Here is a 13,116-nt window from a genome sequence, read left to right on the forward strand (position 1 = left end):
GCCAGGCCAGCACCGAGCTGCGCCAGCGGGCCGCCGCCTGCTTCCTTCGTGCCGGACGCAGCTGCTGCCCCGGTGGCTGCGCTGATCGTCTGCAGAGCGGGTTGCGCGGTCAGGAACTGCCCAGCGCGCTCGCCGAGCGTGGGCGCAATACTGGCCGCCGGCCGTCCCGCATTGAGCGCAGCACCGCCACCCAGGGTGAGTGCCGTGCCGGTCAGCGCCTCGCCCACGTCGCCCAGCACGCGGTCGCCGGCAGTCTGAGCTTTGGGCAGGCCGAGCGCATCACCCAGGGCGATCGCTTCCTCGCGATACGGCCGCGCCTCCTGCAATCCAAGCGCCCTGGCTGCAGGGTTCGCGATGTAGTTGTTGAAGGCATCGCCGCCGATCGCGCCAAGCAGGCCGCCGACGCTCTGGAGCGCTGACCGCACGCCGAACGCGGCATCGCGCGGAATGCCAGCCTTCCAACCGTCGGCCTGCCTCCCATCGGCGGTGCTATCCACAGTGGCGCTCACCCCGGAGAAGTCAGGGCGATCCGCCTGCACAGTGGGCAAGGTCGGGATGTCCTCCATGACGAAGCCGGGAGGAAGCGGTGGCGCGGCCCCGGTGTTTGCGGCCGGCTCAAGCACAAAGCCAGGGGGAAGCGGTGGAGTCGCCATTATTCGGGCACCCATTGACCATTGCGGAGGACCAGCACTTGGCCGGTGCGTGGGTTGCGAGCCCGCTGAACGGGCGCAGCGTCGGGTAGGCCAGGCGCGCGAGCCGGCGCAGCGGCCGGCATGTCGCCAAGCGTGCCCGCCCCGCCAGTGATGCCCTGCAGCTCGTCAACGAATGCCTTGAGCTGCTTCATCGTGTTGGCGTTGACGCTCGGCGCGTTGGACAGGGATGGGTATTGCAGGTTGGCAATCTTCGCTTCCAGATCGGACTGCGAGCCCACGCCAGGAACGCGAGTAAGCGCGAGCATCGAGTTCTGGATCGCGCCAACGGCGGCCTCCAGCTCCTGACCAGCGGCGGTGTTGCGCACCAGATACTGATCAACCGGGCCAGTGTCCACGAATGCGCCGCCCAAATTCCCTAGCGCGGCGCTGATCCGATCGATCCCACGGTTTACGTTGCCGAGCTGCGCGCTCTTCGTTGCCGCAGCCTGGTCGGCCTTTACCTGGGCGGCAGTCGGCGGCTTTGCTGGTCGGTCGCCGAGGGTGCCGCCGCCGCCTCGATTGAACTTCGCCATGTCCAAGCCTGTTGCCTGCCTGGTTCGCGCAGCCGTGGCGTAGCTGGACGCAGCAGATGCATCCCGTTGCCGAATCGTAGCCTCGCCGAGCGGGGTCACATTGAGATCCTGCGACGAAGCGCCAAGCGGGTTGTAGGCGACGCCATCCGAGATCTTCGTCGTGTCCACCGGCCCATTCGCCAGCCCGAACAGTTCAGCGTTGGCTCCGACCTGGTCGCCCAAGACGGCTCTCTCGCGGGCAGCTTGGCGGAAAGCGAAGCTCTGGGTGTCTCCCAAGACGCCCATGTCCACGTTCGCATTGGACGTAAGCCCGAGCGCGGTCAGCTCATTGAGAGCATCCACGTCACCTGCTCGCGCCCGGCCAACGAGTTCAGGCGTCAGACCCTGGCGGGACGCAACGTTCTGGTCGCCGATCATCCGGTCACTACGTGCCTTGCGCGCCTGCTCAAGCGCGTAGGCGATCTTGTACTCCTGGCTCAACTGGTCGTTGTAGGCCTCCCGGCCGTTGCCGAACAGTGCCGCCCCGATGGCCGCCCCGGCTCGCTGGTATCCATTTGCCATGTCAGCCTCCAAAGCCGCCGCGGGGGACGCCGTAGCCATACCGCCTACCAGCACCCGGCAGGTCGTACATGGCGTCCAAGTTGTTGCCCATCTGCATGCCACTGGCGGAGCCGGCGATGGTTCCGCCGCCACCCATCGCCCCGCCGGCCGCCGTCATCGCGCCGGCCAGCAGATCGACCTCGGGACGGCGGCGAATCGCACGGATGCGCATCTGATCCACAAAGTTCTGCCCTGCCGCCTCGCGCGCCAGCATGTCAATGTCGGTGGCCAAGCGGCCGTACCCAAAGGCTTCATCCTGCCGCTGGCGCTGCGGGGCATCGATGCGCGACATCAGTCCGGCGGTGGTCTGAGCGGCAGCGTCCGCGCCTGCCCGCGCCGCGCTGGCGTCAGCCTGGAACGCCTCTCCGCCCAAGGTTGACTCCAGGCCTGCGACGGCCTGCGGCCGCCCACGGCGAAGCTGACCCATGTACTGATTGAGAGCCTCTGCGCGCGCGTCTTCCGCCGTGCTGGCCTCAGTCTGTGCGATCTGCTCGTTCACCTTGGCGTCGGCATCCTGCTGCCGGCGGGACTGGTTGAGCAGGCTCTGCGCCGTGGCCTGGTCTTGCTTCCTGGCGACGCGCTCGGTTTCCTGCTGCTGGAGCGCAGTGCCGGCGACGGCTAGAGCGATTGGGATTACCTGGCCCATTATTTAGCCTCCATAGGTGCCGTAGCCGCCGCCGTACAGGTTCACCTGCGACACGCGGGTTGCCTCACGACGGTTTGCCTCGTCGCGGCGGTTCTTCACGAAACTGCCGATGGCACCGAACTGGTCGGCCAGTTCTTCGCCTGTCGATGCGGAACGTGCTGTCTCCAGATTCGAGCGCAGCCCTGCCGCCGCCTGCGATGCCGCGGTGGTGGCATCAAGTCCGGAGGTAGCCAGCTGGATCAGGCGCGCACGAGCGTCCTGATCGGCCGCCTCCAGCTGCGCGCCAGCACCCTGGGCGCGGCTCTCGACGTTGAGCAGCCCCCGGTTGTAGTCGTCGGCCAGCCGGCGGTTCTGATCCACGTTGACGCTCCCGCCGCTCAGGCCGCCGCGCGCTAGCGCGAAGGTCAGCTCACGCGTCGCATCGGCGTTCTGGCGGTTCAGGTCTTCCATCGCGCGCGTGCGCACCGCGCCCACGAAATCGGCGATGTCTCGAGCCCGGCGCGGGTTGTCGAACACCTGATTGATGCGGCCCTGCGTCTGCTTGATTTGGGCCTGCCGCTCCATCTCCAGGCGCGCAGCCACATCAGCAGCGGATTCGCCCTGCTTTGGGGTCTTCGTCAGGCCCAGCGGGTCCATCCACTTGCCCGCGCCGGATTTCTGGACCAGCCCAGTGGGGTCAGCCCAATTGCCCTTGCCGATATTGCCGCCGCCGGCCATCAGCCCGCCTCCTTTACGCGTGAAAACAGGATCGCGTCTGCACCGTTGGCGCAGTAACGCCGCAGGGTTGCCTCGCGGGTGTAGCCGAGCGATCGCTCGTACCACTCGAAGGTCTTCTCACGGCCGGCCAGCCCATAGAGCTGCAGGCGGTGAACGCCGGGCTCAGCCAGCATCCGGTCATTGAGTCGACGGGTAACGCGGGTGATGTGCCACCAAGCCTTATCCCAGCCGTCCATGGTGCCGAGCTGCCAGCCCTCCCACACGCCCGGGCGGACCTGCCAGAAGCCGCCGGCCACAACGGGGGTGTTGTCAGCCAGAATCAGGAACTTGGGGCCGTAGACCGAGGCCATCTTGAGAATGGCCTGATCCGGGTCGTACTCGGACATACCGGTCATGGCGAGATCCTGCTCGATCTCGTCCGGGCGCATGCGGCGCGCCAGATAGGCCAGGTCCTCGATCATCACCTGCGAGGTGGTCGTGATCTTCATGGCCCATTACCGAGGTCTATGAAGCTCAGCGACGCCTGCTGCAGGCTCCACTTCTGACCCGGCGCGAAGTCCACGCGCAGGCTGAAGGTCGGCGCAGCCATCGGGAACGGGATCACGCCGCCCGGCAGCGTGTCAGGGTCCAGCGCGTAGGGCTCGGTAAACGCCGCCAGATTGCGCTGGTCGTACCCGATGCTGATGCTTGGCGCGCCGCTGCTCACGATGTCGAAGCCCTCCATCATCTTCGTGATGCCAGGGGTTCCGAAATCGAGATAGGGCCACCACACGGTGCCGCCGAACGGGATCGTCGCCCCGCCCACATCGTCCCCCAGCGCAAAGTCGCTCACGGCGCTGATCTCGTCCCCATGCCTGATGTAGAGATCCTTGCCCAGCTGGGCGAACGCATCCACGGAGAACGGAAACAGGTAGCGGCTCCAGGCTCCAGACTTGCCGCTGCGCATCGTGTAGACGAAAACGGTGGACTGCATCAGGCACCCCCGAAGGCGAACTGCAGGCGGTTGCCGGTGGACATGCACACTGCGGCCAGGCCGCCGCATGGCGGATCGCTGCTCAGTAGGTATTCGGTCTGATAGCGGTCACGCTGCTGCCGGTAGTACAGCGAGCCAGCGCGCAGGTAGGCGAGGATCACGTCGGAATTACCCACCTGCCCGGCTCGTTTGTCGTCCAAGGTCAGGCGCGGATTGATGATTCCGGCGAACTGGGTGAACACCATGCCCGGCACGGTGCTGTCGAACCACCACAGCCACGCCTGCCCAGCCTGCACGAAGGCGATTACCGGCTGCATGTTCTGGTCGAAGGCCAGCGCCACTTCCGTGATCCCGGCGCGGATGAAGGCCCGCTGCTCCGTGCCTTCATCAGGCCCCAGATACACCACGTCGCCATCCACGCGCACACGCCACAGCTGTACCCACAGGCCCTGTGACGGATCATTCAGCGCCACGCCGCCCATCTCGTAGTCGATCAGGGGCAGCAGCGTCGAGTTTACCCGCTCCACGAATGGGGCGGGCTGCGCTGGATTGGAGAGGCCGCCAGCGGGGATCATGGGCTGTAGCGCCCCCAGCTCTGGCGCACCATGAAGGTGCTGACATAGTTGGAGTCCTTCGGCAGCTTGGGCGACAGGCCCCAGGCCCACGCGCCGCCCGCCTGGCCGCCGCTATTGGGCAGAGTTGCTGCGAAGAAGCAGCCGATTCCGCCCGCAACGTTCGCGTCGTTGAGCGGAATGTCGAACAAGAACGATCGTGCGTACTGCCCAGCGGTGTACGTCTGAGGCACCATCGTGCCGGCCTTTACGAGGGAAACGGGCTTTGCTCCTTGAGCCGGCAACGCCGCTGCCACAGCTGGCCCGTAGACCAGTTCGTTACCGCCTGTCGTATTGAACCCGATGCCAAGCCCAATAGTGCTGCTCCAGTTGGTGTCGTAGTCAGTGTGGATCAGCGGACGAGCGGTCCAGTTGTAGGACACGGACGCAATCGTCACCGTGCCATTCGCATCAACCAAAGTCGGGTAGATGCGCAGCTCATAGGTCACGTCCAGCACCTCATCCGGCTGGACTGCAATCGTCGTTGGAGAGCCGCCGCCATCGAGGATCAGGGCGCGACTGAACAGTGCGCTCGCGGCAGCCGGGGAAACCCCAACTTCTGCAAGATTCACAGCGGAAGCCCCCATCGAGCCCGCAGCAAAACGGATCGTGCGTCGTCGCCAGCCGTAGAACACGGTCGGCAGACCTGCCCGGTTCACGCCATTGGTATCGGCCTGAACGGTGCTGCTGACCGCCACCTGGGAAACCAGAGCAGTGTTCCCATTTGCCGGCGCGGTATTGCCAGTGCCGACGCGACAAAAGCCTTGCACAAGCGTGCTGCCGCTCGTGCCGAGGAAATCCAGCCCAGCATTCGTGATCAGGTTCGGGAACCAGTCGGCGGCAATACGACGACTGCCAGGGATCTCGATGCCATCCGCATCTACCCGGAAGGCCTCCATCTTGAACCAGCCGGCGTAGCCGTTATGGGCGCTCATGGTGTTGCTCATGTCAGGGTGCCTCCTACGACACTGGACGACAGCCCGATAGCCTCGGGAGCCATGTTGGTGGTGATAAGTGTCTGCTTCAGGGTTCCGGCTTCAACGGCGGACGAGAGCTGCACCGCCTCAGCCGGCACCGTGTAGCCCTTGAGGATGTTGCGCAGAGTTCCGGCAGTGACTGCGCTGGAGAGCGACAGCGACTCCAAGACGTCGATCCCGAGTAGCAGTGGCCGCAGTGTTCCTCCGGACACCTCAGACGCCAGGGAAACGGCCTCGGCGGGCACCTCGTATTCGTGGAAGATGTCGCGGAAAGTCCCGCCTACAACCGACGACGCCAGGGAAATCGACTCCGCAGGAATCTCCAGCGGGTACAGGCGCGTGGTGAGGTACTTGAACAGCCCAGCGTTGCCGGTGCGATTCTCGACCTTGTCGGCGGTATCGCCCAGGCCATCCGTGACGCGCACGGTCCACACCGCATCGCCGCCGCTCGCCACCTCGCCAGTGACGAGGCCGGACGAATCCATGCTCAGGCCTTCCGGGAGCGCGCCGTCCACGATCTCGACGGTGTACGGCGGCAATCCGCCTGCGATCACATAGGCGTAGTTGACTTCATCTCCGCAGCCGACCTGCGGCAGTGCGCCGAACACGCCCAGTTGCGGCGGCGGGTAGTCCGGGAACGCCAGCCAGTACTGGCCCGCGCCGGGGTAATACGTGGCCAGCGGCGGTTTGTTGGTGCGGTCTGCGTACAGCATGGCCTGCTGCACCAGCACGTCGATGGGCGCGCCAATGTCCCCGGCAGCCAAGTTCTCAGCAGCGTTGGCAATGCCGATCGTGCGCACACCCAGCTGCGAGAGGTAAACGAGGTCGTTCGCCACCGGCACAGCAGCCTTCTGCCACTGCGAGCCCACCCCGTCCATCTGGTCCAGAATCGCCATGGAGTTGGGATCTGGGTCCACCTGCCAGTTCTGGAAACTGCTGGCATTCAGGGCAACCAGGTTGGCGCGGTACTGCGCCAGCACGGCCATGTCGTTGGCGTTGGCCTGCTGCAGCCCGGTGGGCAGGTAGCCGGCATTGTCGGCGCTGGACCAGTCGAGCGGGTTGGCCGTGGCGCTGTACCGCACAATGTCCTTGTCGGCGGCAAACACCTTGCTCGCGACGATGGCCACTACCTTCGTGCGCGGGCACTTCTCGTCTTCCACCCGGCGCGATACCGCGCGCCAGTTGATCGTGCCGTCCTGCACCATCGCGCCGATGTCTTCCGGCCACACAGGCTCGGTGCTGCCGCTCACGTACCGCGGCGAAGCGGTCCATGTGACGCGGCTGGTGGTCACCGCCTCCCAGATCACCTCGTTGTCGATGACCTGCTGGCCCAGGATGCCGGGCCATGCCGGCTCGCTGCTGCCAGAGGTTCCGGACTCAGCCTGCACGGCGCGGTAGACCAGCCCCTCCGGGAGCCCGGCCGTAGCGCCGCTGACCGACAGGTTGTCGCCGAGGATCTGATCGTTGTGGCCGGCGTCTGAGGTCAGGTGAATGGCTGCGCGCGCGTAGGCGGCAGATGCCGGTGCGGTCGCGGTGACGGCCGACTGGTGCCAGGCCCCGCCCGACCCATCGTCGACCTTGTTGCCGGCGTCGGTCTGCAACAGGGTGTTGAGCGAGTCGAACCACTGAATCTCGGTCCAGCCAGCGGTGCGGCCGCGCGAGGATGCGCCTTGGGCGATCATCGAAGTGGCCGTCAGCTGGCCGCCGACCGGAACGACCAGCTGGGTGTTGTTGAGCGCTACGCCATCGGCCTGGTTGCCGGGCAGGCGCGCCGCACCGCCGCCGCCATACCCGCCAGTGGCGACATAGCCGGCCGCGCCGCTGAAGGTCCATCCCGTCGACCCGGCAGAGAAGTTGCCGTTGGTGACCTGCGGGTTGTTCGGCGGCGGCTGGGTGATCGGCTGAACAATGTCGCCCGGCAGATACAGGTTGCCGGCCTGCCAGAAGGGAGCCGCCATCAGTTGGCCTCCGTGTAGACGCCAGTAGCGCCTGCCGGCCGCGCGTATTGGTAGCGGTCCGTCACATCCGGCGGGAGGTTGTTGTTGCCAGACTGCTCGCCCACAACCGGCGTCGGGTTGGCCACGTCGCTGTCTTCAAACACCGTTGCGCCGTCAGCGGTCGGCCAGCTCGGCTCGATCGCACCAGAGCGCGGGGCCGGGCCGAACACGTCCGTGACGGTGTACTTGTAGCCGTTGTCGGTGGTGGGCACGACGACATCGCCGAGCGCGCGCGCGATGTTCTTCAGCCACACCGGATAGGTCTGCGTGCCGCTGTCGAGCTGATAGGCGATGCCGTTGGGGTCGGTCGGAATGACCAGCGCGCCGGGCAGGTACACCTTCCCCGGCTCCCAGGTGGTGCCGCGCTGCAGCCAGTAGTGGTACACGTCACCATTGATGAACTCGGCCACCACGTAGAGGTAGCCCAGGAACGGCCCGGCGAAGTGGATTTCCTTCAGCGGCAGGTCGGGTGTGTTCGGGTGCTTCAGCACCTCGCACTCCGTGGCCGGTGTGCTGGCCGGAATGTCCTGCGGAACGTGGCTGAAGACGATCAGCTTGCCGTCGTAGGCGCACATTCCCTTCGTGGCCCCGACCGGCAGCGACACGCGGCTTTTCGAGCCAGGCCGCGAACGCGGCACGCCGGCCTGATCGACGTATCCGTTGACCAGATCGTAGAGGCTGCTGGCATCCGCGCCGCCCTTCGTGCGCAGCCGGTTGATGCCGCCCTTGATGGCGGTGAGCGTGACAATGCGGCCGGTCATGGGAACGGCACCTCCGGCACAGGCGGAACCCAGACCAGTTCGGCCATATCCGGGCCGGGCCTGTACCGGCCAGTGGCGTGCGTACCGGCAACCAGGTTGCGGATGTGCACCTCCAGCTGCGACAGGTAGGTGCTGGCGTCAGCCTGCCGGTAGTGCGCCTTGGCATTGGCCAGGGCCAGCAGATACACAGCCTCGCTGTCGATGCTGGTCTTGTCTGCGTCCTCGGAGAACCGGCTCAGGCTGGCCCGGGCCTTGATGACCAAGCTGCCCAGCGTGTCGTCCGGTGCCGGCCACAGCTCGATGCAGTTGCGGAATTCGTAGCACTGCGGCAGCCCGGTGAGCTGGTCGCTGGTGTAAGAGCTGGTGCGGATGCCCTTGCGGAGCGGGGTCCACACGCCGTTGCGCTCGACGCCTACGTAGGCGACCTTCGACGGGTCGATGACCGCCGGGCACTCCTGCGGCGCGTTGCGCTCGTCATTTTCGGGGTAGTCGTAGAGCCGCACCCCAGCCGTCAGCGGCCAGGAGAACCAGCGCTCGGTGCGGAATGCGCCAATCTCTCGGGCCGACAGCACCACCTGGGCGCTGTAGAGGAAGTCGTTCAGCAGCTCCTTCATGCCCGGCGGCGGGAATGCCGCCTGAGCCGCATAGCCGAGCCGGACCATCAGCCGCTTGCGCAGTTGTGCGAGGGTCTGATTGCCTTCGTTGCTCGCGCAGCCGCACTGAATGGCGTCGGTGATGCTCATTGGAGCCCTCTTAAACAGCGGGCCGGGTTGCCCCAGCCCGCTTGGTTGCTACACGCGAGCGGGAGTTACTCGCCCAGGGTGCTGTCAGCAGCGCCGGCCTGAGCTGCGTCGTACAACGCCTGCAGGCTGTCTCGCGAGGCGTTGCCCTTGTGCTCGATGCCCAGACGGGTCAGCTCGGCGCGCAGGTCGGCATGGGAGAGCTCTTCCTGCTCTTCCTCGCCCTCGCCTTCCTGCGAGCCACCGCCGGCCTGTACCGACTGCGCAGTGGTGGCCGGCTGCTCGTAGCCCTTCTGACCCGGACGCGGCGGCAGCTTGCTGTCGATGACCGCCTCGGACTGCTTGCGGAAGCTGTCCTTGCCCAGCTCCATGCCGGTTTCCTTGGCGATGTCGCGCGCACCGTTGCGGAATACCTGGTCGATGGCCGGCCGGTATTTCTCGCTGTACTTGCTGATCAGGCGCTGATACTCCTGCGTCGCGTTGTTCGGCAACTCCACGGCGTGGTAGTCGTCATTGAGGACTTCCACGTTGTCCTCGCCGTGGATCAGCTGGAGGATCTCCACTTCGTGCTTCGGCACGGAGTCGGTGATGGTGTGGTACTCGCTGCGCTGGATGCTCACCAGCACCACGGGCAGGATGGTCGTCGGCTTGCTCATGTTCCCTCCTACGGGAATCAGGGAGGAAGCGGCCGGAGTGCGGCCGCCCCCAACATCAGCCCGCGAGGGCGTAGACGGTGCCGGCGGCGGACAGCTTGATCCACTGCGGCAGGTTCTGGACTTCGGTCTGACTGGTCGCCGGCAGCGTGGCGAGCGTGGTGTAGGTGCCCGCCTCGGTGTCCGAGCCCTGCAGGGTTGCCGCAGATGCGCTCAGGTTGGAGAAGGTCGCGCTGCCGCCGCGCAGGAACGGGCTGTTGCCGGTCTTGAAAGCGGTGGCGGTGATCGGGGTGGACTTCATGGGAGTGGCTCCTGTAGCCGGATGGGTTTCAGCGAGTGCCCAGCCGAAGCCGGGACACTCGGATCAGGCCTCAGGCCGGATCAGGCGATGGACAGCACCGCGTGCACGTTGCGCTTGCTGATCGTCATGCCGTACTTGTTGGTCTGCGCGTAGTACGTCACGTAGCGATCGGGCAGCTTTTCCGGCTTCCGCTTCTTCATCCAGTTGCCCTTCACCGGGCGGAACTTGAGGAAGTTGCGGTTGAACAGGTAGCAGCGCTTAGTCCACGGGTAGGTGATCGCGCCGAGCTTCGCGTCCAGCATTTCGAAGGTCGGATCCCAGATCAGCTCGATGCCGCGGTAGAACACCGCAGTGACCGAGGCGTCCAGGCCGGTGCCGCCGTTGGAGCCGATGATGATCTGGCGGTTGACCTCTTCCTTCGCCTCGGCCTTGTAGGCGTTCAGGAAGGCCTGACCGCAGCGGATGTCGGTCGGCACCGCGCCGCCGTAGCGCACGCAGGCGTCGTACATCTCGTCCAGCGCCGCGACGACACCGCCGGAGGCAATGGCCATCTTGGCGTTGTTGCGCCAGTAGTTGAAGGTCACACCACTGACGCCGCCGACCACATCCGCAGTGCCTGGGGTGGTGGAGATCAGGTGGTCGATGCCCGGCATGGCCTTGGCGCTCTGGCTGCCGTTCTGCAGCATTTCCAGAGCCAGGCCTTCCTGCAGGCCATTTTTCATGGCGGTCCAGCTGGACTTCAGCAGATTGACCAGCTGCTCTTTTTCCTGCGAGCTGGGCACAGCCACGCCGGCGTCATCGATGGTGATGCCGTTGCGGATCAGGCGGTCTTCGTCGAACCAGAAGCCTTCGTGGTTGCTGTAGTACTGGAACTTGGCGAAGCGGTTCGGGTCGCGCTCGTTGTAGGTGACCTGATCGGCACCTTCGTAGTTCTGGTAGTTGCTGTCGTTGGAGACGAACAGCTTCTCGTTGTAGATGCCGTTGCCGAAGAACGACACCTCTTTGTCGCGCACGAACAGGTCGAGCGTGCGGTGGGCGACCGAAATCTGGTCGATGGGATCGCCGGAGGCGTAGCTCTCCAGCGTGTAGTTCGCGCCCTGCGTCAGCTGGGCAGTGGTCCAGGCCATGATGGATGTCCTCGAATGGGAATGGGGTTGTGCTTCCATCCACGTTCGAGGGGGGCGAGGCCTCTCACTGCCCTACCGGGCGCGACTCCGGCGTACTGCTTGCGTGGCGCGGTTGTCAGCCGCAGGGCCAGATTGCCCGCCTTGCCGAAGGCGTCAACGGATACAAGAAACCCCGCCGAAGCGGGGTCTTGCGGGTCAGGCGGCGTTGTTGGCCTGCTCGATCCCGAACTCCATCGCCTTCATCGGGTCGGTGAAGGCTGGGGCCATCGTCGGCTGCGGCCCGTTCGGTCGCATCGGGCCGGGGCGCGGCTGAGCCGGGGCTGCCGGAGCGGCGGGCGCTGCAACTGCCGGTGCCTGGATGCGGGCGTAGGCAAGCGCGGTTGCCTGTGGCCACTGGCTCGGGTGCATGGTGCGGCGAATCTCGGCCACCGCCTCGTTGAGCGCAGGACGCTTCGCCACATACTGCGGGTCCTGCGCCCGGGCGTCGGCGTCGAACTTCTGCAGCCAGGCAATGCCGTCCTGCTCAGCCTGCTGGGCGGCCTGTTGCGCCTCCTGCTGCTGGCGCTGGGCTGAGCTGCTGTAGGCACCCTGCGCGCGGGTGGAGGCGATCTCCAAGGCGCGAGTGCGCGGCAGGTCGCCCGACTGCACCTCGGCAAGCAGGTCCGCATGGGCGGCGAGCGGGTCATGGACGCCCGGGACTTCCTTTCCGAGCATCTGGGCCAGCACTGCCAGCTCCTTGGACATGACCTCGTAGGCCTGCCCTGCGGCAGACATGTCGCCGCGCTGCGCCTTGCTGATCAGGCCGAGGTAATCCAACGCCATACCGTACTGCTCAGGCGACGTGCCGGTGTCGGTCACCATCTTGACCATATCCTCGCCAACCGAGGCGCGCTGCACCAGATCCGGCAGGGTCGCCACGTCCTCGATGCCGGCCGCCTTCAGCGCGTCACGGATCGGGGCCAGCTGCTTCACTTCGGCGGCCAGACCACGGAAGCGCTCGGCGGTCTTGTCCTTCAGCCCCAGCGCAGTGATTTCGGCCTCGGTTTCGGCGTCAGGCTGCGGCTTATCAGGCTCGGCCGGCGGCTGGCCGTCTGCAGGCGGAGCGCCCTCCTGCGGCTGTGCCGGCTGCTGCTCGCCATCTGCGGGCGGCTGACCATCAGCTGCGGGGGTTGCCGGCGGAGTATCGGCGACCGGTGCCGCAGGTTCCGGCGCGGGCTCCGCAGCCGGTGGCGGGCTGGATTCATCCGCAGCGGCAATGCCAGCGTCGAGCGCGGCCATGGCGTCAGCGGTGATGTCGGTCGGGGTGGTGTCCGGCGCGGTGGCCGGAGTGTCGGTCGGGTCGGGCATGTCACTTACTCCAGGTGCCGAAAACGCGCCAGATGGCGACGGTGAGTGGGTGGTGGCGCAGCTGGCCGGGCATCAGTTCGACGCCAGTTGGTCGCGCAGGCGGAAGCCCAGCAGCGGCCAGATCTTCGCCACGGCGTTTTGGCGGGCGATCTTCTGGCCGATCTCGGCGTCGAAGTTCTCCGGGCTGGCGCAGGCCGACTCACCAGTCACGGTGAAGCCGTTGCGCAGCACCAGCACGCAGAAGGTCAGCAGTTCCAGCGGAGCGAGGATGTGCTCGCCCTCAACGTACTCGGACTTGATTCGGGCGCTGGTGGCCTGAGAGCCATCGCGAGCGGTGAAATAGACTTCAGAGCGGATTTCGCTTTCGATGTCAGCCGGCGTCACACGCGGCGCGGTCAGGCCCTTGGACTGGATTTCCTGCTCGATGGTCTGGTCGTTCAT

15 protein-coding genes and 1 pseudogene are annotated in these 13,116 nt (G+C 66.1%); all 16 read right to left on the bottom strand.

The genetic code is table 11. The features are described 5' to 3' along the window. Positions 1-539, bottom strand: a pseudogene (locus tag EGJ34_RS06635) (hypothetical protein); the annotation flags it as partial. 113 nt (positions 540-652) lie between these two features. After that, positions 653-1,786, bottom strand: a complete 1,134-nt coding sequence (locus tag EGJ34_RS06640) for a hypothetical protein (RefSeq protein WP_125359713.1) — start codon at positions 1,784-1,786, stop codon at positions 653-655. A 1-nt stretch (position 1,787) separates the two neighbouring features. After that, positions 1,788-2,471, bottom strand: a complete 684-nt coding sequence (locus EGJ34_RS06645; RefSeq protein ID WP_125359714.1) for a hypothetical protein — start codon at positions 2,469-2,471, stop codon at positions 1,788-1,790. A 3-nt stretch (positions 2,472-2,474) separates the two neighbouring features. Beyond that, positions 2,475-3,188, bottom strand: a complete 714-nt coding sequence (locus EGJ34_RS06650; RefSeq protein ID WP_125359715.1) for a hypothetical protein — start codon at positions 3,186-3,188, stop codon at positions 2,475-2,477. Further along, the gene (locus EGJ34_RS06655; RefSeq protein WP_125359716.1) at positions 3,188-3,676 is read right to left on the bottom strand and encodes a hypothetical protein; all 489 of its coding nucleotides are present in this window, start codon (positions 3,674-3,676) and stop codon (positions 3,188-3,190) included. Before EGJ34_RS06655 ends, EGJ34_RS06650 begins: the two co-directional genes overlap by 1 nt. After that, the gene (locus EGJ34_RS06660) at positions 3,673-4,161 is read right to left on the bottom strand and encodes a hypothetical protein (protein ID WP_125359717.1); all 489 of its coding nucleotides are present in this window, start codon (positions 4,159-4,161) and stop codon (positions 3,673-3,675) included. Before EGJ34_RS06660 ends, EGJ34_RS06655 begins: the two co-directional genes overlap by 4 nt. Continuing rightward, the gene (locus EGJ34_RS06665; protein ID WP_125359718.1) at positions 4,161-4,736 is read right to left on the bottom strand and encodes a hypothetical protein; all 576 of its coding nucleotides are present in this window, start codon (positions 4,734-4,736) and stop codon (positions 4,161-4,163) included. The genes EGJ34_RS06660 and EGJ34_RS06665 overlap by 1 nt, the downstream gene beginning before the upstream one ends. Continuing rightward, on the bottom strand, positions 4,733-5,719 hold the full coding sequence (locus EGJ34_RS06670; protein ID WP_125359719.1) for a hypothetical protein: 987 nt from the start codon (positions 5,717-5,719) through the stop codon (positions 4,733-4,735). The genes EGJ34_RS06665 and EGJ34_RS06670 overlap by 4 nt, the downstream gene beginning before the upstream one ends. Beyond that, positions 5,716-7,707, bottom strand: coding sequence for a hypothetical protein (locus EGJ34_RS06675; protein ID WP_125359720.1), 1,992 nt, complete (start codon positions 7,705-7,707; stop codon positions 5,716-5,718). Before EGJ34_RS06675 ends, EGJ34_RS06670 begins: the two co-directional genes overlap by 4 nt. After that, positions 7,707-8,507, bottom strand: coding sequence for a hypothetical protein (locus tag EGJ34_RS06680; RefSeq protein ID WP_125359721.1), 801 nt, complete (start codon positions 8,505-8,507; stop codon positions 7,707-7,709). Before EGJ34_RS06680 ends, EGJ34_RS06675 begins: the two co-directional genes overlap by 1 nt. Then, positions 8,504-9,250: a hypothetical protein gene (locus EGJ34_RS06685; protein ID WP_125359722.1), complete on the bottom strand. Its 747-nt coding sequence runs from the start codon at positions 9,248-9,250 to the stop codon at positions 8,504-8,506. The genes EGJ34_RS06680 and EGJ34_RS06685 overlap by 4 nt, the downstream gene beginning before the upstream one ends. 65 nt (positions 9,251-9,315) lie before the next feature. After that, positions 9,316-9,903 (bottom strand): hypothetical protein, encoded by a 588-nt coding sequence (locus EGJ34_RS06690; RefSeq protein ID WP_125359723.1) that lies wholly within the window; start codon positions 9,901-9,903, stop codon positions 9,316-9,318. 55 nt (positions 9,904-9,958) lie between these two features. After that, a complete protein-coding gene (locus tag EGJ34_RS06695; protein ID WP_125359724.1) occupies positions 9,959-10,201 on the bottom strand; it encodes a hypothetical protein in 243 nt (80 codons plus the stop codon). 80 nt (positions 10,202-10,281) lie between these two features. Beyond that, a complete protein-coding gene (locus EGJ34_RS06700; RefSeq protein ID WP_125359725.1) occupies positions 10,282-11,328 on the bottom strand; it encodes a phage major capsid protein in 1,047 nt (348 codons plus the stop codon). Positions 11,329-11,523: 195 nt separating this feature from the next. After that, positions 11,524-12,675 carry a hypothetical protein gene (locus EGJ34_RS06705; protein ID WP_125359726.1) on the bottom strand — a complete coding sequence of 384 codons (1,152 nt, stop codon included), beginning with the start codon at positions 12,673-12,675 and terminating at the stop codon, positions 11,524-11,526. 72 nt (positions 12,676-12,747) lie between these two features. Further along, complete coding sequence (locus EGJ34_RS06710; protein WP_125359727.1) at positions 12,748-13,116, bottom strand: Gp49 family protein; 369 nt, start codon at positions 13,114-13,116, stop codon at positions 12,748-12,750.

The organism is Stenotrophomonas sp. 278 (assembly GCF_003935715.1).
GTDB lineage: Bacteria > Pseudomonadota > Gammaproteobacteria > Xanthomonadales > Xanthomonadaceae > Stenotrophomonas > Stenotrophomonas maltophilia_AH.